The organism is Streptomyces sp. NPDC002104 (assembly GCF_053593795.1).
Genome location: NZ_JBSFDF010000026.1, coordinates 84769 through 106988, shown reverse-complemented (window position 1 = coordinate 106988; position 22220 = coordinate 84769). Strand labels below are relative to the sequence as shown.

At 73.8% G+C, this 22220-nt stretch carries 22 protein-coding genes and 1 pseudogene; 8 read left to right on the top strand and 15 right to left on the bottom strand.

Going from position 1 to position 22220, the window contains the following annotated elements:
- Positions 1–389 (bottom strand): annotated as a pseudogene (locus ACWCP2_RS22345) (hypothetical protein); the annotation flags it as partial.
- Between the two features lie 362 nt (positions 390–751).
- Entirely contained in the window at positions 752–1549 is a 798-nt protein-coding gene (locus ACWCP2_RS22340; protein ID WP_450910325.1) for a nuclease-related domain-containing protein, read from the bottom strand.
- Between the two features lie 206 nt (positions 1550–1755).
- Here ACWCP2_RS22340 and ACWCP2_RS22335 point away from each other — a divergent pair, with 206 nt between their 5' ends.
- The 3 genes from ACWCP2_RS22335 (at position 1756) to ACWCP2_RS22325 (ending at position 4548) form a co-directional block, all read left to right on the top strand.
- Entirely contained in the window at positions 1756–2373 is a 618-nt protein-coding gene (locus ACWCP2_RS22335) for a hypothetical protein (RefSeq protein ID WP_450910324.1), read from the top strand.
- Between the two features lie 133 nt (positions 2374–2506).
- Entirely contained in the window at positions 2507–3298 is a 792-nt protein-coding gene (locus ACWCP2_RS22330) for a hypothetical protein (protein WP_450910323.1), read from the top strand.
- Positions 3295–4548: a histidine kinase dimerization/phospho-acceptor domain-containing protein gene (locus tag ACWCP2_RS22325; RefSeq protein WP_450910322.1), complete on the top strand. Its 1254-nt coding sequence runs from the start codon at positions 3295–3297 to the stop codon at positions 4546–4548. The genes ACWCP2_RS22330 and ACWCP2_RS22325 overlap by 4 nt, the downstream gene beginning before the upstream one ends.
- 39 nt (positions 4549–4587) lie before the next feature.
- Here the strand turns inward: ACWCP2_RS22325 and ACWCP2_RS22320 are convergent, their stop codons facing one another.
- The 3 genes from ACWCP2_RS22320 to ACWCP2_RS22310 all read right to left on the bottom strand — a co-directional run bounded on the left by ACWCP2_RS22320 (position 4588) and on the right by ACWCP2_RS22310 (position 6683).
- Complete coding sequence (locus ACWCP2_RS22320) at positions 4588–4884, bottom strand: hypothetical protein (protein ID WP_450910321.1); 297 nt, start codon at positions 4882–4884, stop codon at positions 4588–4590.
- Positions 4885–4894: 10 nt separating this feature from the next.
- Complete coding sequence (locus ACWCP2_RS22315) at positions 4895–5611, bottom strand: TetR/AcrR family transcriptional regulator (protein ID WP_450910320.1); 717 nt, start codon at positions 5609–5611, stop codon at positions 4895–4897.
- Between the two features lie 142 nt (positions 5612–5753).
- The gene (locus ACWCP2_RS22310) at positions 5754–6683 is read right to left on the bottom strand and encodes an AurF N-oxygenase family protein (protein WP_450910319.1); all 930 of its coding nucleotides are present in this window, start codon (positions 6681–6683) and stop codon (positions 5754–5756) included.
- A 186-nt stretch (positions 6684–6869) separates the two neighbouring features.
- Here ACWCP2_RS22310 and ACWCP2_RS22305 point away from each other — a divergent pair, with 186 nt between their 5' ends.
- Positions 6870–7985: a ferritin-like domain-containing protein gene (locus tag ACWCP2_RS22305; RefSeq protein WP_450910318.1), complete on the top strand. Its 1116-nt coding sequence runs from the start codon at positions 6870–6872 to the stop codon at positions 7983–7985.
- A gap of 67 nt (positions 7986–8052) precedes the next feature.
- Here ACWCP2_RS22305 and ACWCP2_RS22300 read toward each other — a convergent pair whose 3' ends face one another.
- On the bottom strand, positions 8053–9513 hold the full coding sequence (locus ACWCP2_RS22300) for a penicillin-binding transpeptidase domain-containing protein (protein ID WP_450910317.1): 1461 nt from the start codon (positions 9511–9513) through the stop codon (positions 8053–8055).
- A complete protein-coding gene (locus ACWCP2_RS22295) occupies positions 9510–10880 on the bottom strand; it encodes an FtsW/RodA/SpoVE family cell cycle protein (RefSeq protein WP_450910316.1) in 1371 nt (456 codons plus the stop codon). Before ACWCP2_RS22295 ends, ACWCP2_RS22300 begins: the two co-directional genes overlap by 4 nt.
- Positions 10881–10989: 109 nt before the next feature.
- Between ACWCP2_RS22295 and ACWCP2_RS22290 the strand changes: the two genes are divergently transcribed.
- A complete protein-coding gene (locus ACWCP2_RS22290; RefSeq protein WP_407837231.1) occupies positions 10990–11379 on the top strand; it encodes a DUF6325 family protein in 390 nt (129 codons plus the stop codon).
- Entirely contained in the window at positions 11379–11876 is a 498-nt protein-coding gene (locus tag ACWCP2_RS22285; RefSeq protein WP_450910315.1) for an SHOCT domain-containing protein, read from the top strand. The genes ACWCP2_RS22290 and ACWCP2_RS22285 overlap by 1 nt, the downstream gene beginning before the upstream one ends.
- Before the next feature lie 50 nt (positions 11877–11926).
- On the opposite strand, the gene ACWCP2_RS22280 is transcribed toward ACWCP2_RS22285, so the two are convergent.
- Together ACWCP2_RS22280 and ACWCP2_RS22275 are read right to left on the bottom strand one after the other, a co-directional pair.
- Complete coding sequence (locus ACWCP2_RS22280) at positions 11927–12235, bottom strand: hypothetical protein (protein ID WP_450910314.1); 309 nt, start codon at positions 12233–12235, stop codon at positions 11927–11929.
- A complete protein-coding gene (locus ACWCP2_RS22275) occupies positions 12232–13071 on the bottom strand; it encodes a sigma-70 family RNA polymerase sigma factor (protein ID WP_450910313.1) in 840 nt (279 codons plus the stop codon). Before ACWCP2_RS22275 ends, ACWCP2_RS22280 begins: the two co-directional genes overlap by 4 nt.
- Before the next feature lie 189 nt (positions 13072–13260).
- Here ACWCP2_RS22275 and ACWCP2_RS22270 point away from each other — a divergent pair, with 189 nt between their 5' ends.
- Positions 13261–14583, top strand: coding sequence for an NlpC/P60 family protein (locus tag ACWCP2_RS22270; protein ID WP_450910312.1), 1323 nt, complete (start codon positions 13261–13263; stop codon positions 14581–14583).
- Here the strand turns inward: ACWCP2_RS22270 and ACWCP2_RS22265 are convergent.
- The 5 genes from ACWCP2_RS22265 to ACWCP2_RS22245 are packed head-to-tail and all read right to left on the bottom strand — an operon-like array spanning position 14535 to position 20403.
- Positions 14535–15794: a styrene monooxygenase/indole monooxygenase family protein gene (locus ACWCP2_RS22265; RefSeq protein WP_450910311.1), complete on the bottom strand. Its 1260-nt coding sequence runs from the start codon at positions 15792–15794 to the stop codon at positions 14535–14537. The genes ACWCP2_RS22270 and ACWCP2_RS22265 overlap by 49 nt on opposite strands.
- An 11-nt stretch (positions 15795–15805) precedes the next feature.
- A complete protein-coding gene (locus ACWCP2_RS22260; RefSeq protein WP_450910310.1) occupies positions 15806–16471 on the bottom strand; it encodes a GTP-binding protein in 666 nt (221 codons plus the stop codon).
- Positions 16452–16841 carry a DUF742 domain-containing protein gene (locus ACWCP2_RS22255; protein WP_254384127.1) on the bottom strand — a complete coding sequence of 130 codons (390 nt, stop codon included), beginning with the start codon at positions 16839–16841 and terminating at the stop codon, positions 16452–16454. The genes ACWCP2_RS22260 and ACWCP2_RS22255 overlap by 20 nt, the downstream gene beginning before the upstream one ends.
- A complete protein-coding gene (locus ACWCP2_RS22250; RefSeq protein WP_450910309.1) occupies positions 16838–17320 on the bottom strand; it encodes a roadblock/LC7 domain-containing protein in 483 nt (160 codons plus the stop codon). The genes ACWCP2_RS22255 and ACWCP2_RS22250 overlap by 4 nt, the downstream gene beginning before the upstream one ends.
- Complete coding sequence (locus ACWCP2_RS22245) at positions 17317–20403, bottom strand: sensor histidine kinase (RefSeq protein ID WP_450910308.1); 3087 nt, start codon at positions 20401–20403, stop codon at positions 17317–17319. Before ACWCP2_RS22245 ends, ACWCP2_RS22250 begins: the two co-directional genes overlap by 4 nt.
- A 395-nt stretch (positions 20404–20798) precedes the next feature.
- Here ACWCP2_RS22245 and ACWCP2_RS22240 point away from each other — a divergent pair, with 395 nt between their 5' ends.
- Positions 20799–21572: a protein phosphatase 2C domain-containing protein gene (locus tag ACWCP2_RS22240; RefSeq protein WP_450910307.1), complete on the top strand. Its 774-nt coding sequence runs from the start codon at positions 20799–20801 to the stop codon at positions 21570–21572.
- A 105-nt stretch (positions 21573–21677) separates the two neighbouring features.
- Here ACWCP2_RS22240 and ACWCP2_RS22235 read toward each other — a convergent pair whose 3' ends face one another.
- Positions 21678–22118, bottom strand: coding sequence for a MarR family winged helix-turn-helix transcriptional regulator (locus ACWCP2_RS22235; protein WP_243336175.1), 441 nt, complete (start codon positions 22116–22118; stop codon positions 21678–21680).
- Positions 22119–22220: the final 102 nt, after the last annotated feature.

The window sequence follows — 22220 nt, the reverse complement described above, 5'->3', positions numbered from 1 at the left end:
GGATCGGGCACTTCACGCACACCCCGTGGGCCTCCACGGAGTTCATGGACATGCTCCCGGACGACATCCGGACCCAGCTGGTCTGGGGCGGCTTCGCCGCCGGAGGAGGAGGGGGCGGGGGCGGAGGTTACGCCGATTCGGCGGAAGAAGGCTGCGGGGGCGGGAGCGGGTGCGGCTGCGCCGAAGGCGGTGGGCGGGAAGAAGTCGACTGCGTCGGGGGCGGGGGCCGCCGGGGCCGGTACCGGTGCCGGGGCTGCGAAGAAGTCGACGGCTGCCGCCGCCGCGAAGAAGAAGGCCGCTACGGCGGCCGCGAAGAAAACGGCCTCGGCCAAGGCCGCGGAGGCGAAGCCGGCGCGGGGCGCCGCGAAGAAGGCGGTGACGCCGCGCAAGCGGAGCTCCGCTTGAGGGGTTCCGTGCGCCTGGGTGCAGGGCTCCGTGGCCCTGCGGCCCTGCGGGGCAAGTCCCCTACCCGCCCTTCCACCGTTCCCCGGGCACCGCCCGGACCCGCACCTCACACGCCGGCGGGGCTGGGAGATGCCCGGGCGGGCTGGAAAGGGTACCGGGCTGTGCCCGGACCGGCCCTGGGGCTCAGATGCCCGATCGGTGAAGTGGCCCCGCTCCTCGGAGGTCGGCCGGCTGGGCCGGGACCGAGGTGTCCCAGGCGCCGGGCGCCGGGGCTGGACGGCGTCCGCGCCTCGGGCCTCCGGCTCCCGGATCCGGCGCCGGGACCTCCCGCGGCTGTGGAGGGGCGCTAACGCCAGGTTCGGCGGTCTCTGGCCTTGGTGTGGAGGGCTTCCATGTCCGGGGGTTTGAGGGTCGTGGGGGTGCTCGTCAGGAAGGTCGCGGTGGTGGGCGGGGTGAGGATGCGGACGTCCCGGAGGGTGGGGGCGATTTCCAGGCGGGTCGCGTCCACGACGGCGAGGACCGGGGTCACCTGCGTGGAGAGGGCTCTGGTCGCGTGGGCCGCCGCGCGGCGGGCCTCGCGGGGGTCCGGGGTGGGGGCCGCGCGGCCCACCGTGAGGAGGAGGTCCCCGATCACCACGCGCTGGCGGCGGCCCTGGACCGTGCGGATGCAGAAGACGCCGGGCGGGCCGAGGAGCAGGTGGTCCGCGATGCCGTGGATCGAGTGCAGGACCTGCCAGTCCTCCGACTCCGCCAGGGCGTCCAGTACGTCGCCCATCCGCTGTCTCACCGTGAGCTCCTGACGGAGCCGGTGCCGGGCGCGGGCGCCCGCGGTGCCGTACGTGAGGGCGCCGAGCAGGGCCTCCCCCGGGCGGTTCGGGGCCAGGTCCTCGTCGGGCGGGAGGGACAGGCGCAGGAGGTCCTCGGCCGTGGGGACGGGGGGCGGGCCGATGGCCACGGTTCCGGTGAGGTAGGGGCGTAACGCCGTGAGGATCTCCTCGCGGCGCTCGTCCGCCAGCACGCTGATCCGGTTCGCCCGCCGGTCGTACCAGGCCACCGCCCGGCCGTCGGGCAGGTTCACATACAGCCGGCCGCGGCCCGGTCGGCCGCTCGGCAGTACCTTCAGTCCCCGCGAAGCCGAAGCCATCGCCCTCACCCCCGGCGTCCATGGGAGCAGCCCGCGCGCCCCGCGGCAATCCCCCGGCGGGGTCACGTGGCCCGTATGGCGTGTAACGACTCCGCCGGGTCGCCGAGGCACGGCTGTTACAGAAGCAACGGCTTACCGCAACGGCCGGTGCATACGTTTATCCCACCTGGACGGCCCAGGGCCTGACCAGCACCGAAGGACCTCCCGTGAACACCATCAGCCGCAGCCGACGCCCGCTCGTACGCGCCGCCGCCGTGGCCGTGGGTGCCGGCACCCTGCTGGCGCTCCCCGCGGCGGCCGCGCTCGCCGACGGGGTGCCGCCGGCCACCACCGCGCAGGGCGTGAGCGCCCCGCGGACCCTGGTCAAGACCCTGTCCCTGGCCGACGGCGTCTCCACCGCGCACGTGTACCGCGTGGCCAAGGACGCCTACCAGGCCGATGTCCTCAACCCCGACGGCTCCACGGCCGCCACCCTGACCAGCCGCGACGGCAGCACCGGCTTCGGCGATGCCGGGCAGATGCACCTCGCGCTGCGGTCCGACGGCCGGCTCACCTCCTGGGCCGGGGGTGAGGGCGGGAGTGGAAGTGGAAGTGGGAGGCTCGCTGAGGACTCCGTGTACAAGACCGCGCACCGTGACGGGCGGGTCCTGCCCGCCGCGGCCCCGCGCGGGGGTGCGGGGACCGTCGAGGCACTGGGGCTGAGCACCCTGGCCGACGGCCCGGGTGACGGCGTACTGCTGCTCGCCGCGGGCGGCGGCATCGCAGCGGTCGGCGCCGCCGGGCTGGGCTTCGCGATGCTGCGCCGCGGGCGTACCGACGCGTAGGCGTACCGACGCGTAGGCGTACCGATGTGTAGGTGCCCTGGCGCGTGGACCCCCGGGCGAGCTCATGGGCGGAAACCGTGCGGCTCTGCCTACTGTGGACGGGCACATGCTCATGGGAGAGGAGGGTCGACGGGTGATCCGGTCCGTTCCCTCCGGCGGCCCCCGGCGACGGCGTGTCCGGGCCGGTCTGCTGGCCGTGCTGGTGCTGCCGCTGGCGAGCGCCTGCGGTGACACCGGCGGGCTGACCAGCGCCGGGTCGACCCCGACCGCGAGCGGGCCCGTACATCTGTGGCCGGGGCGCGCGGGGGCCGTCGTACCGCCGGCCGATCCGGGGGGTGCGCCGCCCGAGTACGTACCCGGGATCGCGCCCGTCCCCGACCAGAACGTGCACGCGATCGACCCCGTCGACCTGGTGCAGGCGGAGCTCCGGGCGCACCCGAACGTGGCGACCGGTCCCGACGGGATGCCGCCCGAGACCGTCGCCGCGATCCGGGCATGCGGGGCGGAGAGGTCCGATCCGAAGAAGTGTCCGGTGCTGACGCCGTACTACCGGGACCTCACCGGCAACGGCATGGACGAGCTGATCGTCGGCATCGAGTATCCGGAGCGGCAGATGTCCGTACGCGTCTACACGGCGGACGCCCAGGGCCGGCTCAACCGGATCATGGCGACGACCGACACCGTCATCAGCGTCGAGCTCGCCGGACGGGACGTGATCCTGCGCGTCCCGAGCGCCAACGCCGGCTACGAGGTGAACACCACCTGGTCCTGGGACGCGACGCAGCGCTCGATGCTCCCGACGTGGGAGCAGATCGTACGGGTGCCCGGCAGCACCGGCCGCGGCAAGACCCCGGGGCCCTCGCCCGGCTCCGGCTCCGGCTCCGGCTTCGGCTCCGGCTTCGGCTCGCCGGGAGCGGCGCGGTGAGGCCCCGGCTGCCCTCGTGGACGGCGACGCTGACCTGGAAGTCGGCGTGCTTCATCGTGCTCATGTGCTGCTCGCTCGCGGCGGTGCTGGGTGTGCTCGTGCACGTGGAGGTGACCCGGCAGACCGTCGCGACGGCCCGCGAGAAGGCGCTGGGCAAGCTGACCGAGGCCTCGCGCGCCTACGAGGCGGGCGAGGTGCTGCCGCCGGAGTCCGGGCTGGATCCGGCCGGGCTGCCGGACCGGCTGCGCGCGCTGGCCCTGTCCGGGCAGCGCGGGACGCTGGTGGCGGAGTACGGGGGCCGGCAGCTGATGTGGGCGGCGGCCCCGGCGGACGGCAAGGCGCTGGCCACGGCCGTGGACTACGGGCAGAGCGCACGCACCATCAGCGGGCTGGACAACGCGATCATCGGCTCGTCGGTGCTGGCCATCGGCGGGACGCTGCTGGTGGGCGCCTTCGCCGTGACGCGGGTGACGCGGCGGCTGCACCAGACGGCGACGGTGGCCCGCCGGATCACCCAGGGCGACCTGGACGCACGGGTCGGGGATCCCCGTACGAAGGACCCCTCGCGGCACCAGGACGAGGTGGCGACGGTCGCGGCGGCCCTGGACACGATGGCGGGCAGCCTGCAGACGAAGCTCCAGCGGGAGCAGCGGTTCACGGCGGACGTGGCGCACGAGCTGCGCACCCCGCTGACCGGTCTGCAGGCGGCGTCGGAGCTGCTGCCGCAGGGGCGGGCGACGGAGCTGGTCCAGGAGCGGGTCCGCACGATGCGGACGCTGACGGAGGACCTGCTGGAGATCTCCCGGCTCGACTCGGGCAGCGAGGTGGTGGAGAGCGACCTGCACCAGCTCGGGCGCCTCGCGCGGCGGGTGGTGCGGGCGTCGGGGACGGACACCGAGGTGGTCGTGGTCCGGGACGCGCACGTGGAGACGGACCGGCGGCGCCTGGAGCGGGTGCTGGGGAACCTGGTCGCCAATGCCCACAAGCACGGGCGGGAGCCGGTGGTGGTGACGGTGGACGGGCCGGTGGTGACCGTACGGGACCACGGCGACGGCTATCCCGAGTACCTCGTGACCCACGGGCCCCAGCGGTTCCGCACCGGGGGCGGGAGCAAGGGGCACGGGCTGGGGCTGACGATCGCGGCGGGACAGGCGGAGGTCATCGGGGCCCGGCTGGTGTTCCGGCAGGCGGCGGGCGCCGGCGGCGGTGCCGAGGCCGTACTGACCCTGGTGGAGGCCCGGCTGCCGTGAGGGGACGCCCGGCCGCCGTGAGGTGACGCCCGGCGGCCGTCACTCCCCCGGTGGGGTCTGCGGTGGGGTCTGCGGGGTCGGCTTCGTCCAGGGCCAGCGGAGCTTCGGCTTCTGGCCGCCCGGGGCGTAGACGTACTTCCACCCCCGCTGGAGGCCCAGGCGCTTGGAGTACCCCGCGGGGACCCGCTCGTAGAGCAGCACGGTGGGGGCGCCGCCGTCCGGGGCGGGGACCGGGATCTCGTACCACTTCGAGGGGTGGCCGGTCGGGCCGAGGAGGATCGGGAGGGTCCGGCCGTCCATCGGGCCGCCCTCGAAGGGGGTGGGTTGGCTTCTCACCCCTCCAGTCTCACAGCAGGTGGGCCGCCTCGGAGACCACGGGGATCACCCGGCGTGCCAGCACCCCCACCGGGCCGTCCGCCGATTCGAGGGCGAGGGCGGCGCGGGCCGCCGCGGCCGTCTCCGGGTCGGTGGCGGCCGTGGCCGTCAGGAGGGCGATGAACTGGTCCACCAGCCAGTCCCGGAGCGAGTCGGTCCCCGGCTGCTTGCCCTCGTCGATCCAGATCAGCGAGGCCGCCTCGACCGCCGTGATCCACGTGCGCACCATCATGCGCAGGCGCGGTCCGGGGGCCGGCACGCCGAGGTGGAAGAGGATCGCCTCGGCGGCGGCCCGGCGGATGCCGTCGACGGTGGCGGTGGTGCGGGAGGTCTCCACCACGCTGCCGCCCTGGAGGAGGGCGGAGAAACCGGCGTCGTGCTCGTCGACGAAGGCGAGGTACCGGTCCAGGGCCCGGGAGAGCCGCTGGGTCAGGGGGCCGGCCTGGGCTTCGGCGAAGCAGAGCCGCAGGACGTCGGCGGCCGAGCCGAGGGCGGCCTCGTAGAGCTGCTGCTTCCCGCCGGGGAAGTAGCGGTAGACCAGGGGGCGCGAGACGCCGGCGGCCTCGGCCACGTCGTCGAGGGAGACGTCCTCCGGCGCCCGGTGTGCGAACAACGTCAGGGCCGCGTCGAGCAGCTGGGCCCGGCGCTCCTCGACGCTCATCCTGCGGTACGCCCGTACGGCTGTCATGTCCGCAGGGTAACCCCACCCCGTGGCCCTGGGGTGGGGGTGACCGGACATGGCTCGGACGAGATCCGGGCAGAGTCAGGGCTATGCCCGGGCGGAGTCAGGGCCGGGCCCGGGCAGAGTCAGGGCTGGGCCCGGTTGGGGCTCAGGCGAGGAGGCCCGAGCTCTTCCACAGCCTGCGGCCGGCTCCGCGCAGCACGCCTATGTCGTCCAGGAAGTCGGTGAGCCGCTTGGCTCCGGTCTGCATGACCTCCCGGCGGTGGCCGCTCGCCTTGACCTGGGCGAGCGCCTCACGGCGGTCGAGGCCGATGTTGTCGTAGACCTGGGGGTTCACGAAGGCCTGCGAGAAGACGCGGGCGGCCTGGCCGCAGCTCACGCGGGTGAGTTCCTGCTCCCAGCGCGGGGCGGTGAGCATCTGGCGGCGCAACTCCTCGCGGGCGTACCGGACGTGGCGCGCCTCTTCGATGACGTGGATGCGGGTGACTCCGCGCACGAGGGGCTGGATGCGCTCGTCCGGGAAGGTCAGGCGCTGCATCCAGTCGAGGACCTCCTCGCCGAGGAGGGTGCAGGCGAAGGAGCCGGGGGTGGTGGAGACGGTCTTCAGGATCCGGGCGAGGTTGTGGTTGGTCCGGGAGACCGGGTACTCGGGGGCGCCACCCGTCGTGATCATGCGGGCGAACATCATCGAGTGGCGGCACTCGTCGGCGATCTCGGTGAGCGCGTACCGGACGTGATTGCTGGTCAGGGACTTGTCGTAGACGTGCCGGGTGAGCAGCTGCATCAGGATGATCTCGAACCAGATGCCGAGCGAGCTGAGGGCCGCCGCCTCGTGGCGGGAGAGTTCGATGCGCTGCTCCTCGCCCATCTTCTTCCAGAGCGGGGTGTCGAAGAGGGAGAGCAGCTCGGGCGGCCAGTAGTACTTGCCGTCGATGGGCGGGGCGTCCCAGTCGAGTTCCTTGTCGGGGTCGAAGGAGTGCTTCGCCGAGGATTCGAGCAGCCGCTCGGCGATCTGCTCGCGGTCCTTGAGCAGGCCGAGGGCGTCGCGGAGCTCGGCTCGTTCGGTCACGGTGGTCATGGCTTCGGACACCTCGTCGTCGAGTTACCGGCGGTCACCACTTATGAGACTGCTTGTCAGCAAGGCCGTCAATCCCCCGCACGCGACTTGTTGACCGCGCGTCTACCAACGTGTGACGCTGCCAACTGTTCGGTCCCGTACGGAAGTACGCGCAAGTACGCGGCTACGTGAGACGAGGGGGCGTCAGTGTCGACGCACGAGCTCTACACCAACGATCCGGGTGAGACCGTCTGGCCGGTCCCCGCAACCGGCAACGCCCGTTTCAGCTGGGAGTACGACGGCGGCCGCGAGCGGCTGCTGGCCCTGTACCAGAAGGGCAAGGACAAGCAGTGGGACGGTGCCAAGCGCATCGACTGGGGCATCGAGGTGGACCCGTACGATCCCCTGGGCACCCCGGACGAGGCGCTTCCGCTGCACGGCACCCGGCACTGGGCCAAGCTCACGGAGCGGGACCGCGGCGAGCTGCGCCGGCACTACAGCGCATGGAACTTCAGCCAGTTCCTGCACGGCGAGCAGGGCGCGATGGTGTGCGCGGCGCGCATCGTCGAGTCGGTGCCGGACCTGGACGCGAAGTTCTACTCCGCCACCCAGACCATGGACGAGGCCCGGCACGCGGAGATATTCGGGCGGTTCCTGCACGAGAAGATCGGGATGCTCTACCCGATCAACGACAGCCTCCAGGGACTGCTCGGCGACACCCTGCGCGACTCCCGCTGGGACATGCCGTACCTGGGCATGCAGGTGCTCATCGAAGGGCTGGCGCTGGCCGCCTTCGGGATGATCCGCGACACCACGAACAAGGCGCTGCCCAAGCAGATCCTGGCCTACGTGATGCAGGACGAGGCACGGCACGTGGCGTTCGGGCGGATGGCCCTGCGCGACTACTACAAGCAGTTGTCGGACTCCGAGCTGCGCGAACGCGAGGAGTTCGTGATCGAGGGCTGCTACCTGATGCGGGACCGGCTGCGCGGGGTGGAGGTGCTGGAGAACTTCGGCATCGCGCGCGCCGAGGCCGAGGATCTCAGCGAGCGCTCCGAGTTCCTGGCGCTCTTCCGCAAGCTGCTGTTCAGCCGGATCGTGCCGTGCGTGAAGGACATCGGGCTGTGGGGCGAGCGGCTGCAGAAGGCGTACCTGGACATGGGCGTCTTCGAGATGGGCAACTCCAACCTGGACCTGCTGATGAGCCAGGACGAGGAGATCGCCGAGGCCCTCGACCGGGAACGGTTCGCGGCCGAGGAGGAGCAGCGGGTGGCGGAGGTGGCCGAGGCCGTCGCGGAGGGCACGGAGGGCGCGGCAGGATAGGCCGCGCCCAGCGGGGCCGCCACTGGCAGCGGGGGGCCGGTGGGACGGCACGCACCCCGCGCCCGCTTCACCGGGTGGCCAGCGCGGCCTCCATCACGGCCCGGGCGATCGGCGCGGCCGCGAGGTTGCCGCTGATGTCCCCGCGGACGGCCGACGCGTCCTCGACGACCACCGCGACCGCGACGGCCGGGGGGCGGCCGCCCTGCGGCTTGGCCCAGGAGATGAACCAGGCGTACGGGGTGCCCGCGTTGCCGACGCCGTGCTGGGCCGTGCCGGTCTTGCCGCCGACGACGGCGCCGGGAATCGCCGCGTTGCGGCCGGTGCCGTTCTCCACCACCTTCACCATGAGTTCCTGCATCCGCATCGCGGTCAGCGGGGTCATGGCCCGGCCGAGGCTGTGCTGGTCGGCCCGGCGGACCGGGTCGCCGTCATCCTGGGTCGTACGGTCCACCAGGTAGGGGGCCTTGAGCTCCCCGCCGTTGGCGACGGCCGCCGCCACCATCGCCATCTGCAGCGGGGTGGCCTTGGTGTTGAACTGCCCGATCGAGGACAGGGCCAGCTGGTCGGGGCTCATGTCGGTGTCGAAGTTCGACCGGGACACCCAGGCCGGCACGCGCAGCCCGGCGTCGTTGAACCCGAACCGCCGGGCCGCCTCGGTCATCCCGCGCAGCCCGACCTGTACGCCGATCTTCGCCATCACCGTGTTGCACGACCACTGCACCGCGTCCGCCATCGAGGCGTCGGCGCAGCCCGTGCCGGCGTTCGGCAGCAGGGTGCTGGTGCCCGGCAGCGGGTACGGGTCCGGGGTCTCGGTCGGCGCGTCCACGTCGGTGACCACGCCGGCGTCGAGGGCGGCGGCGGCCGTCACGATCTTGAAGGTGGAGCCGGGCGGGTACGTCTCGCGCAGCGCGCGGTTCAGCATCGGCTTGGCGGGGTCCGCATTGAGCCTCTCCCAGGCCTCCTTGACCTTCGGCCCGGTGCCGGAGAGCACCGCCGGGTCGTAGGAGGGGCTGCTGACCAGCGCGAGGATCCGGCCCGTGGCCGGCTCCACGGCGGCGACCGCGCCCCGCTTGCCCGCGAGCCCGGTGTACGCGGCGAGCTGCATGTTCGCCCGGATCGTGGTGGCGGCGTTGCCGCCGCCGGGGCGGCCGCGCGAGAGCTCGTACCAGAGCGGGAAGGCCGAGAGCCCGGGATCGGTGCCGGAGAGGACCGGGTCCTCGGCGCGTTCCAGGAAGCTGGTCCCGTAGGTCTGGGAGGCGAAGCCGGTCACGGGAGCGTAGAGCGGGCCGTTCTTGTACGTGCGCTCGTAGCGCAGGAGTTGGCGGCTGTCCCGGGAGCCGGTGACGGGACGGCCGTCGACGGTGATGTCCCCGCGCGGTTCGGCGTACCGCGCGATGGCGGGGCGCTTGTTGGCCGGGTTCGCGCCGTAGCCCGCGGCCTCCCAGACCTGCACGCGGGCGACGTTGACGAGCAGGGCCACGAGCAGCAGCGCGCAGAAGTACGCGCACCAGCGGATGTAGCGGATCACGCGCCGGCCTCCTCGGCCGGTCCGGGCCTGCGGGCGCTGTCGCTGAGCCGGACGAGGAGGGCGACGATGATCCAGTTGGTGACCACGGAGGAACCGCCCTGGGCGAGGAAGGGCATGGCCATGCCGGTCAGCGGGATGAGGCCGGTGACTCCGCCGGCGATGACGAACACCTGGAGCGCGAGGATCGAGGCGAGTCCGGTGGCGAGGAGCCGCCCGAAGGGGTCGCGCAGCGCCAGCCCGGCCCGGAAACCGCGGGCGACGAGGAGCCCGTAGAGGAGCAGGATCGCGGTGAGGCCGACGAGGCCGAGCTCCTCCCCGGCGGTGGCGAGGATGAAGTCGGACTTGGCGGCGAATCCGATGAGGAAGGACTGGCCGTGGCCGAGCCCGGCGCCGAGCAGTCCACCGGCCCCGAAGGAGAAGAGGGACTGGGCGAGCTGGCCGGGCCCCTCGCCGCGCTCGATGGAGGCGAAAGGATTCAGCCAGTCGTCCACCCGGCTGTTCACGTGCGGCTCGAACGTCCCGACGGCGTACGCGCCCACGGCCGCGAGGAGCAGCCCGATGGCGATCCAGCCGATCCGGCCGGTGGCCGTGAACAGCATGATCACGAAGAGGCCGAAGAAGAGCAGCGAGGTGCCGAGGTCGCGCTCCAGGACGAGCACGCCGACCGAGAGCAGCCAGATCGCCAGGATCGGGCCGAGCACCCGGCCGGGAAGCAGCCTCAGCTTCCAGAAGAGGGTGCGCCCGGTGAGGGCCAGGGCGGTGCGGTTCGCCGCGAGGTAGGAGGCGAAGAAGACCGCGAGCAGGATCTTGGCGAACTCCCCCGGCTGGAAGGAGAGCCCGGCGAACCGGATCCAGATGTGCGCGCCGTTCACGGCCGGGAAGAAGACGGGCACCAGCATGAGCGCCAGCGCGGCGGCCACGGACAGGTACGCGTACTTCTGCAGCCCCCGGTGATCGCGCAGCAGCGCGACGGCGAGCACGAAGAGCACCACCCCGAGGGCGGACCAGCGCAGTTGCTCACCGGCGGTGGCGTTGCCGGGGGTGGTGGCGTCGAGGCGCTGGATGAGGACGAGGCCGAGGCCGTTGAGCAGGACGGCGATCGGGAGCAGCAGCGGATCGGCGTACGGGGCGAACAGGCGGACGGCGAGATGGGCGACGAGCGCGGCCACGGCGAGGCCGGCGGCGTAGTGGGCGGCGGGTGCGGGGACCCTGCCGGTGGTGGCGAGTCCCACGTAGAGGTGACCGAGGACGGCGATGAGCACGGCGCCGAAGAGCAGCGACAGCTCGACTCCGCGACGCTTGGGTGCGAGGGCGTCGGGTGGCGGTGGCGGGGCGGGTTCCGTCACCTTCGCCGTCAGAGCGGTCATACGGGGAAACGTAGCAAGGAGGCGGGCCGTATGTCCGCTTATGTCATAGTGTGCCGAAGAGTCGTCAGAACTGGTCGGAAATGAAGTAACGGATCAGGAGCCTCCTCGCATGGGACCTGCGGAGTTCATCGTCCTGGCCTTTCCGGAAGAACAGCTGCGGGTCGCGGCGGTCGAGGCGGTGATGGGGCTGCGCAAGGCCGGGGTCGTGCGCCTGATCGACGGGCTGGTGGCCACCAAGACCGCGGGCGGCGAGGTGCTGTCGGCGGAGTTCGACGAGTTCGTAGAACTCCGGGGCCTGCTCGCCCACCGGGAGGCGGCCCCGCTGATCGGCCCGGAGGACGTACGGGAATCGGCCGAACTGATGGACCGCGGCAGCTGCGCCCTCCTCCTGGTCGTCGAACACGTCTGGGCCGAGGACGCCGCCATCGCCGTCCGCGCGGCGGGCGGCCGGATCGCCGGAGCCGTCCGCCTCCCGGCCGACCGGCTGGGGGCGGCCTGATGTTCATCCGCCCCATCGGTTCCGTGGTGAACCCCTCCCAGCGCCCCTCGGGCCACCCCCTGCTGCGCGGCATCCTGGCGCGCGGGGCCTACGTCTGGGACGCGGCCCAGCACCCGGCGGCCACCGCGGCCCCCCAACCCCAGGCCGGCCCGGTACCGGCCACGGCACCGGGCGCCACATCGGGCACAGCACCCGGCACGGCATCGGGCGCAGCACCCGGCACGGCCCCGGCCCCGGCACCCGGCGCGACCCCGAGCACACCTCCCGGCCCGGCCCCCTCGCCCCCGGCGGCCCCCTCGCCCCCGGCGGCCCCCTCCTCCCGCCGGGAGCCCGCAGCCGGCCGCCCGGCTCCCCACACCGGCCAGGGCACCGCGGAGCCGGCCTCCCCCGGGGCCGATCTGACGGACCGCCTGACCCAGCTGGCCGCCCTGGCCCGCGAAGGGCTGCTCACCCCGGAGGAGTTCTCCGCGGCCAAGGCACGCCTCCTGGCCGGCTGACCGGCCCGGTCACCCCGTCGGCCCGGGCCGCGCGGGGGACATCCGGCCGCCTACTCCTGGGGAAGGCCCTTCAGTGCCCCCGGCTTCCGCGGCGCGATCAGCCCCACGGCCGCCCTCACCCGCTTCGCCGCCCTCGCCCGCTTCGCCACTCTCGCCCGCTTCGCCACCGGCGCCGCCTTTGCCACCGTCACCGCCGCCACCACCTGCGCCGCCGACCCGACGGCGGTCCGTATTCGTGGTCGCCGGGCAGACCGGCCGGCGAGGAGGTCCACCCCTCCCCCGGAGTCGGCCCGGTCGGCGGCTATCGCCACGAGCTCCGTCCTCAGACGCTCCTCGAACGCGGTGGGCCTGGTGCTCATCGTGCTACCTCCAAGTTGTGCCCCGCAGCGGGAACGGTGGGATCGGCCGGGGTGCGCAGCGCACGCCGGGCACGGTGCAGGCGGACCCTGACGGTGGCCTGGGTGACGCCGAGGGCCTGGGCGGCCTCGGCGGGGGTGAGGCCGTCGATCACGACCAGGTCGAGCGCGGCCCGCAGCGGCTCCGACAGGGCGGCGTGCCGCTCGGCCAGGTCGCGGAAGGCCCGCTGTGCGTCTATGCGCTCCTCCAGGGCCGCCACGTCCTGGTCGTCGAGCAGCCTTCGGCCGCTGAGCCGTTGCATCGCACCGCGCTCGCGGGCTCCCGCACGGGCGTGGCTCGCCAGGACGTTGCGCGCGATGCCGTAGAGCCACGCGATCGGCACCCCCTTGTCGGGGCGATAGCCGGCCGCGTCCTTCAACGCGGCGAGGAAGATGTCGGCCGTGAGGTCCGCCGCCAGGTGGGGGTCGCAGACCCGCCGGGTGACGAACCCGAGCACGGCATCGATGTGCTCCTCGTAGAACGCACCGAACCCCTCCGGCGTCCGGAGATCCCGTGGCCGTTGGTCCCGTGGGCGCTGATCCCGTGGGTGCTGATCCCGTGGGTGCTGATCCCGTGGGCGTTGATCCCGTGGGTGTTGATCCCGTGGGTGTTGATCTAGTTGGCGTTGATGTCGTGGGCGTTGATCCAGTTGGCGTTGATGTCCGGGACTTTGATCCCGTGGGCGCGGCTCCGGTGGCCGCAGGTCCGGTGGCCCTGCCCCCGCCCACCCGGAGCCCTTCCCCCTGCTCGCCGCCCGCGAGCCGCCCGCCCCCGCGCCGTCCTCGTATGCGCCGCTCATCCGGTGCCTCCCCTGGTCTGCGGGACCCCGTCGGCCCCTCACCCGGTACTTGGCGAAAGCCGCGCCAAGCGTTTCATCGGGTGCGGCCGGCGGACGTACGCCGACCGGGTGAGCGGTGCGGCAGGGCCGCCCCGGGTGGGTGATTTGTCATACCGCGCGTGGCAGCATCGGCCGCCTGGAGGTGATCCCATGTCACGACGACGCCAACGTCGGCTGCTTCGCGCCGCGTGCCTCGCCGCAGCCCTCGTCACGGCCGGCCCGCTCCCCCTCACCCACGCCGAACCCGCCGCCCCGGTGGCCCCCGAGACGCCCGCGACACCGGAGGCACCCACGGCACCGGAGACGCCCACAGCACCCGGCACCCCGGACGCCCCCGGCACCCCCGCAGCACCCGGCACCCCGAACGCCCCGGACGCCCCGGAGGTCCCCACCTCCCCCACCGCCCCCACAGAGCCGGTCGGAGTGCTCCTCACCCGCCTCCAGGGCCTCTACCAGCGCGCCGAGCAGGCCACCGAGGCCTACAACGCCGCCGAGACCGCCCTCACCTCCCGCCAGCGCGAGGAGAGCCGGCTCAGCACCGAGCTCGGCAAGGCCCGTACCGCCGTCACCGCCGCCCAGACCACCACGGGCCGGCTGGCGCGCGAGCAGTACAAGGGGGCCCGCGGCTTCTCCCCGTACGCCCGGATGCTGTTCGCCGGCGACCCCCAGGGCGCCCTGGAGCAGCGCCGGGTCGCGAAGCGCGAAGGGGCCCGGCGGGCCGCCGCGCTGGAACGGCTCGTCCAGGGCGAGAAGCGGGCCGACGGCCTGGCCACCGCCGCCCGCAAGGCCCTGGACTCCGAGCTGAAGCTGGCCACCGACACCAAGGCGCGCAAGGAAGAGGCGGCCAAGCAGCTCAAGGAGGTGGAGCGGATGCTGGCCTCGCTCACTCCCGCCCAGCTCACCGAGCTCGGCACCCGCGAGGCCGAGGAGACCGCCACCGCGCAGCGGGAGCTGATCGGTTCGGGGAAGCTGGGCAGCGCCGGCCCGCAGTCGCGCAACCCCACCGCGGCCGGCGGCACGGCCCTCACGTACGCGACCGCCCAGATCGGGAAGCCGTACGTCTGGGGCGCGGAGGGGCCGGCCTCCTTCGACTGTTCCGGGCTGACCTCGCAGGCCTGGGCGCACGCCGGCCGGGAGATCCCCCGGACCAGTCAGGAGCAGTGGGCCCGGCTGCCCCGGGTGCCGCTGGACGAACTGCGCCCCGGCGACCTGGTGGTGTACTTCCCGACCGCCACCCACGTGGCCCTGTACGTCGGCGACGGCAAGGTCATCCAGGCGCCCCGCCCGGGCGCGAAGGTGAAGGTCTCGCCGATCGCCGCGAATCCGCTGCTGGGCGCGGTACGGCCGGACCCCGACGGGTCGCCGCTGCGCGCCTTCACCCCGCCGCCGCTGCCCGGGGGCGCGACGGCGGGGGACGACACGGGCTACTCGGAGGCCGAGGCGCCCGACGCTTCGGCGACGTCGGAGAGATAGTCCGCGGCGTCCTCGGGGTCGTAGAAGTACGCGTCGAAGTCGGCCGGGTTGTCGAAGCCGTTGGCGAAACGATCCGCCACCGGCTGGAGCTGCCCGGCCGCGCCGATCAGGTTCAGCACGTGCTCCGGCGGGACGCCGAGCATGGCGTTGGTCCACTGGGTGGCGGGCTTGCCGCTGGTGAACCAGTACTTGTCGAAGGTCGCCTTCATCCACGCCTCGTCGAACGGGTTGTCCCCGTGCATGAGGATCGACGAGAGGTACGAGGCCGCGCACTTGGCGGCGGAGTTCGAACCCTGCCCGGTGATGGGGTCGTTGGCGACGACCACGTCCGCGACACCCAGCACCAGCCCGCCGCCGGGCAGCCGGCCGACGGGGTTGCGCACGACGGGGGCGTAGCGCCCGGCGAGCGTGGCGCCCGCGTCCGTCAGCTCCACCTTCGTCGCCCGCGCGTGCTCCCAGGGAGTGAACTTCTCCATCAGGTCCAGCGTCAGGGCGAGGTGGTCCGCCGGGTTCTTCACTCCGCCGAAGACGTCCAGCGGTCCGCCCGGGATGCCCTCCCAGAACAGGATGTCGGCCCGCCCGGAGGTGGTCAGCGTCGGCATCACGAACAGCTCGCCGACGCCCGGGACCAGATTGCAGCGCACGGCCTCCGTCTCCGGGTGCTCGGGGCGCGGAGCCAGCCCGTGCACGTACGACACGGCCAGCGCGCGCTGCGGGGCGTCGTACGGGGAGCGGGCCGCGTCCCGGGCGAACAGCGAGACCAGCTCGCCCTTGCCGGCCGCGACGAGCACCAGGTCGTACGTCCGGGAGAAGAAGTCCAGGTCGGAGACGGACGCGCCGTGGATGACGAGCTGGCCGCCGCGCTGCGCGAAGGTGTCGAGCCAGCCGGCCATCTTCACACGCTGGTCGACGGACTGGGCGAAGCCCTTCAGCCTGCCGAGCCAGTCGATGGCGCGGCTGCCGTCGGGGGCGGGGACCGAGACGCCCAGGCCCTCGATCCTCGGGGCCTGCCGCTCCCAGAAGTTCAGCTGGAGGTCCCGCTCGTGCTGGAGCGCCGTGTCGAACATGACCTGCGTCGACATGACCCGGCCGGTGCGGATCTCGTCCGCCGTCCGGTTGGACATGAGGGTGACCTCGTACCCCTTCGCCTGGAGTCCGAGGGCGAGCTGGAGACCGGACTGGCCGGCTCCGACGACGAGTATCTTGCGCATGGGCACGTTCTCTATTCCGGGGTCGAGTCGAGGGCGTGGCCCACGAGGGTCATCAGGGATTCCAGGACCGTCGCCCGGCGCCGCGCGTCCATGATCACGACGGGTACGTGCGCCGGTATGGTCAGCGCCTCCCGCACGTCCTCCGGTTCGTACGCGCGCGTGCCCTCGAAGTGGTTGACGGCGACGGCGTACGGCAGCCCGCAGCTCTCGAAGTAGTCGAGCGCCGGGAAGCAGTCGCGCAGCCGCCGCGTGTCGGCGAGGACGATGCCGCCGACGGCGCCGCGCACCAGGTCGTCCCACATGAACCAGAAGCGCTCCTGGCCGGGGGTCCCGTACACGTACAGGACGAGGTCGTCGTCGAGCGTGACGCGCCCGAAGTCCATGGCGACGGTGGTGCTGTGCTTGTCCGGGGTGGCGGACAGGTCGTCGGTCGGAGCGGCGGCCTCGGTCATCACCGCTTCGGTGCGCAGCGGCCGGATCTCGGAGACGGAACCGACGAACGTGGTCTTGCCCACCCCGAAACCGCCCGCCACCAGCACCTTCACGGCGACGGGAGCGCGCGAGCGGTCGTACTGCCAGGGCTGTACGGACTCGTCCGGTTCGACGTCCGGGCCGGAGGCCAGGCCGGAGTCCGGGCTGGCGGAGAAGAGACCGGATTCAGAGACGGCGGAGCCCACTGAGCACCCTTTCGAGCAGAGCGCGGTCGGGACGGCCGCTGCCGTGGCCGGTCCCGTAGACACGGATCCTGCCCTGGTCGGCGAGGTCGCTGACCAGGACGCGGACCACGCCGAGCGGCAGCTTCAGCAGGGCGGCGATCTCGGCGATCGTCCGCATGCGGCGGCAGACCTCGACGATCGCCGGCATCTCCGGCATGCGGTCGGCCTTGCGCGGCCCGGACACCTTGGTGTCGAGGGCCGCGACGAAGGTCTCGACGTGCAGGACCTGCGTGAAGCGGGTGCGGCCGCCCGTCAGGGAGTACGGGCGTACACGGGCGGGGCGGCGGTCGGCGCCGCGTATCGGCAGCCGGTCGGAGGCCGGACTCCTCACGGGGTGTTCTCCATCGACTGGCGCAGCTCACTGCGGACTTCGGGGGTCAGGACGTGGCCGGCGCGGCCCACGAACAAGGCCATGTGGTACGCGACGACGCTCATGTCGCAGTCCGGCGTGGCGTGCACGCCGAGGAGCGAGCCGTCGCTGATGGCCATGACGAACACGGAACCGTGCTCCATGGCCACCATCGTCTGCTTGACCGAGCCGCCGTCCATGAGGGCGGCGGCGCCCGTGGTGAGCGAGCCGAGGCCGGAGACGATCGTCGCGAGATCGGCGGAGGCTCCGCGGGGGCCGCTGGGCCGGGAGGGGGCGGCCGGCGTATCGGGTGCCACCGGATCGGAGGACAGCAGGAGGAGCCCGTCCGAGGACACGACGGCCACCGAGTTGACCCCGGGTACCTCCTCGACGAGGTCGGTCAGCAGCCACTGAAGGTTGCGGGCCTGGGTGCTCAGTCCGTACGTACTGGACGCGTTCATGTGCGTGCCTCCTGTGCGGTGTCCCCCCGGTCGGTCTGCCCCTGGTCGTGCGACGGGTCCTGCCGGTAGTCCTGCTCGGAGTCCTGCGCGAGCTCGGCCTCCGCGACGCGGCGCCCGTCCTGGGCGCCGCGGTAGAACCCGCCGAGACGGCGGCGCAGCTCGTCGGCGTCCACCCGGCCCGGCGCCGGACGCGCTTCCTCCCCGCGCCCGGCGGTCACCGTGCGCGGGCTCCGCTTGGGCAGCCCCTTGTCGGTGAGGACCTCCCGCGGCTCGCTCCCCTGCGGGGCGGCCGCCCCGGCGGGGGCCCGGTCCCGGCGCGGCAGCCCGGCGGGAGCCTCGGCCTGCGGCGGTACGCGGAACACCTGCTCGGCGGGTACGTCCCCGGGCGCCTCGGCGGGAGCCGGGGCCTCGGCGGGAGCCGGGGCCTCGGCGGGAGCCGGCGCCTCGGCGGGAGCCGGGGCCTCGGCGGGAGCCTCGGCGGCTTCCTGGGCCTGCGGTCGTACGCGGAACACCTGCTCGGCCGGCACCCCGGCCGGCGCCTCGACCGGCACCTCGACCGGTGCCGGTACCCGGAACACCTGCTCCGTGGGCGGCAACTGCCCGGCCGGAGGCGCGAACGCCGCCGGAGCGGGCTCCGCAGCCACCCGGACGGGCGGCTCCGCGGCGCCATGCGCGGGCTCCGGCTCGGGGAAGCCGGCGGGCGCCGGGTCCACGGCCGGGGCCGGCTCCGCCGGGAGCCCCGGCTCCGCAACCACTTCAGCGACCGGCTCCGGGCCCGACTCCGCGTCGAAGCCCGACTGCGCGTCGAAGCCCGCCTCCGGCCGGGCCGGGGCCTGCGGGGCCGCTGTCGGCTCCGGCGCCTCCGGGCGCTGCGGCGCGGGCGCGGCAGGGCCCCGTAGGCGCGAGGGGAGGGTGTTCTCGTTGGCCTCCGCGATCACCCCGGGCAGGTGCAGCGCGGGGGCGCCCGGTGCGCCCAGGCTGTGGACCGGCGAAGCCGGCGGGGTGGCGGGCAGCAGCGCCGCCGGTACGACGACCAGGGCCTCCGTGCCGCCGTGCCGCTGGACGCGCAGCTCCGCGCCGACCCCGTGCCGGGCCGCGAGCCGGCCCGCGACGTACAGGCCGAGGCCCAGGCCGTGTTCGGACTCGGGCTCCTCGTCGTACGCGTCGGGCGTGGCCAGCCGCGCGTTCAGGGTGGCCAGCCGGTCGCCGGTGATCCCGATGCCCTCGTCGACGACGGAGAGCACCACGTCGCCGGATTCCAGCAGCCGGCCGGACACCTTGACCTTGGCGTCGGGCGGCGAGAAGGTCGTCGCGTTCTCCAGCAGTTCCGCCAGGACGTGCGAGATGTCGTCGGCGGCGTGCCCGGCGACCTGCGTGTACGAGGGCAGCGCCCCGAGGTCGACGCGCTCGTAGCGCTCGATCTCGCTGACCGCGGCCCGCATGACGTCGACCAGCGGCACCGGCAGGCCCTGCCCGTGGCCGTGTTCCTGGCCGGCGAGGACGAGCAGGTTCTCGTTGTGGCGGCGCATCACGGTCGCCAGGTGGTCGAGCTTGAAGAGGGTGGAGAGGCGGTCCGGATCCGGCTCCTCGGACTCCAGCTCCTCGATGACGGCGAGCTGGCGCTCGACGAGCCCCAGGGTCCGCAGGGACAGCGACACGGACGTGGTCGACATGATGCGGCGGTGCTCCTCCAGCCCCGCCCGCAGCTCCGCGAGCTCTGCCTCCAGCGCCTCCCGGCCGGCCGAGAGCGCCTCGTTGCGGCCGATGAGGCGGCGCCGGTCGGCGTCGAGCCCGGCGATCCGGGTGTGCAGGGAGACCGTCTGGTCGCGTACCGCGTTGAGGTGGCGCACCACTTCGGCGAACTCGTCGTTGCGGCCCGTGAACCGGACCGGTTCCACCGAGCCCTCCGGCGTGGCCAGCCGGGCCGCGCCGCGCCGCAGGACCGACAGCGGGCGGGTGAGGGAGCGCGCGATGGCGGTGGAGATGCCGACGGTGACGAGGAACAGCACGCCGAGGAAGGCGACCATGAGCTCCAGCGCGGTCACGTCGTCGTCGCGCAGTGCGGCGAGCGCGGTGGCGCGCTGGCCGGCGAGGGTGGCTTCGACCGAGCGCATCCGGTCGACGCGGGCGGTGAGGGCCGGTCCGACGGCGCCGGGATCGAGCTTGCGGTCGGCCGGAGAAAGGGTCGGCCGGTCGGTGAGCCGCTTGAGGTAGTCGTCGGCCGACTTGACCTCGGGTCCGGTGACGGTGGCGGTCAGGCTCTGGCGCACGTCGGGACGCGCGGCCCGCGCGAAGTCGTCGAGCGCGCCCTGCTCCCGTACGCGCGAGCGCTGGGCGGCGGCGGTGAGTTCGTCCACGAAGGCGCTGCCCGGCTGCCGGTCGGCGCCGGGCACGGACAGGGCGGCGAGCAGCAGTCCGCGGGTGGCGGCGGCCTGCTCCACGGCCTGGCCGAGGGCGGCCAGCGGGCGGGTGGTGACGAGGGCGTCTGCTGCGCGCGGCGGGGTCAGCTCGGTGAGCCGGCTGCCCGGTGCGAGGAGTTCGGCGATGACCCCGGAGTAGGCCTGGTGGGCGGTGAGGGCGCTGTCCTTGCCGTCGATGGCCTCGGTGCGGACGGCGCCGACCCGGCCCAGGGCCTCGGCGAGTTCCTCGTCGGCCTCGGCCTGCACCTCGGCGAGCTGGCGGTCGGTGCCCGCGGCGCGTTCCCGGACCGCGGCGGCCTGCTTGCCCCGGGCGCCGCCGGGGCGGCCCTTGGCCACGTAGGCGGTGACGGCGTCGCGCTCGTCCCCCAGCAGGTGGGCCAGGGTGAGGGTCTGCCGGCTCCGGTCGGCGAGGGTGACCAGCTGCTGGGAGTCCTTCAGGTCCGCGGAGGCGGACAGGACTGCGGGCGCTCCCGCCACGAGCACGGCGAGCCCGGCCACGGCGACCCCGATGACCAGCCTGCGGCGCACGCGGACGCGGCGTCCCGCGGGAGCGGGAGCGGCCGCGGCGACCGGGCCGCCCGGGGCCCGCCGGCCGGGTGCGGTGCCGTCGGGTGCGGTGCCGTTCGCGACGGTGCCGTTCTTCCGAGGCCGCTTCTTCTGCACCGGTGCTCGCAATCCTGTTTACGTGTGCTGCTCGTGCTCGTTGCCTGATGCCCGTACGTGCCACCGGATACGCGCTGCTCGCACGCGTCCGCCGCCGTACCGCCTCAGACCCTCGCAGTGAGTTGGGAAGAGGGCCGCACATCGCCCGCCCGGCCACACGAAGGAGTGAACAGCACGGAGGAGTGGGCGACCAACTCGGCGATCGGCTGTCAGAGCCCCGCCGTGGACGGGTGGTTGAAAGATCGATGCGGCTTTTGGCAGGATGCCCGCCCACATCGCCCGGGGCCGCCCGGCGGATCCCGGGAGACCCTCCCCTCCCCGCCCGCCCCGCCCTGGTCCGGACCTTCCCCGGCTTTTCCCGTCCCTACGGAGTCCCGTGCGGGCAGAATGTCCGCATGCGCATCGATCTCTCCTCCGCCCCCGGCCATCCGGAACGCCCCAACGAGGACTGGCTGTCGGCCGCGATCCCCGCTTCCGGAGGCGGAGTTCTGGTCGCCCTCGACGGGGTCACCCCGCCCGCGGGCGAGGTCGGGTGCGCGCACGGAGTGCCGTGGTTCGCAGCCCGATTGGGCGGCCGATTGACCGAACTGTCCGGATCGCGCCGGGACATGCCCCTCGACCGCGTTCTGGCGGAGGCCATCCGCGTCACCGCGGACGCCCATCGCGACACGTGTGACCTTTCTCACGTCCGGACGCCGCAGGCGACGGTGGTCGTGGTCCGCTGGGACGCCTCCTGGGTCGAACACCTGGTGCTCTCGGACTCCGTGCTCCTCCTCCAGGCACCCGGGGGCGAGGTGCGCGCCGTCCTCGACGACCGGCTCGACCGGATCCCGCGCGAACGGCTGCGTACGGAGGCCTCCGCCGACCTGCTGCGCAATGCGGAGGGCGGCTTCTACACCGCGGCCGCGGACCCGGAGGTGGCGGCGCGGGCGGTGACCGGGCGGACGCCGCGCGCGGAGGTGCGGGCGGTGGCGGCGCTCACGGACGGGGCCAGCCGGTGGACGGACACGTTCGGGGAGGGCGACTGGGCCGAATGCCTGGCGGTGCTGCGCAAGGAAGGGGCGCAGTCCCTGATCGACCGGGTCCGCGCGCTGGAATCGGACCCGGACCGGGCGCACCGCCGCGACAAGCGCCACGACGACGCGTCGGCGGTGTACGCGGAGCTCTAGGCGGGCCGGGGGTTCGGGGGGCCCGGGGATTCGGGGGGGCGGGGGGCTCGGGGATTCGGGGGCCGCGGGACCCCGGACCCCATGCACCCCGGAACGCCCCGGGTGCTATTCGCCGCCCGCGTTCAACTGGTTCAGGAGCCGGGCCAGTTCCGCGACTTCCCCGCGGTCCCAGTCCGCGAGCTTGCGCATGTACTGCTCGCGCCGGGCGCCCCGGACCCGCAGGAAGCGCTCCCGGCCCTCCTCCGTGAGCCCGACCAGGAAGGCCCGCCCGTCCGCCGGGTCCGGCTCGCGGGCCAGTAGGCCCAGCACCTCCAGGGCCCGCAGCTGCCGGCTCATCGTGGCCTTGCCGACCCCGAAGTACGCGGCGAGCTCGGTCGCGCGCTGCCGCCCGGCGGCTTCCAGCCGTACGAGGAGCCCGTACGCGGCCGGTTCCAGCTCCGGGTGCAGCTCGCGCGCCATCTCCCCGGAGGAGGCGCGGGCCCGCCGGAGGAAGACGGACAGCTCCCGCTCCAGGGCAAGGAACTCCTGGTCTTCGGTCCCGTGCACGGCCCGCTCCTTCGCTGGTGGGTGGGCCACCAGTATTTCGCAGGGGGTGCGCCGGGGGCCCGGGGCCCCGCCGGAGCGGGAAACCCCGGGGCCCCAGGCCGT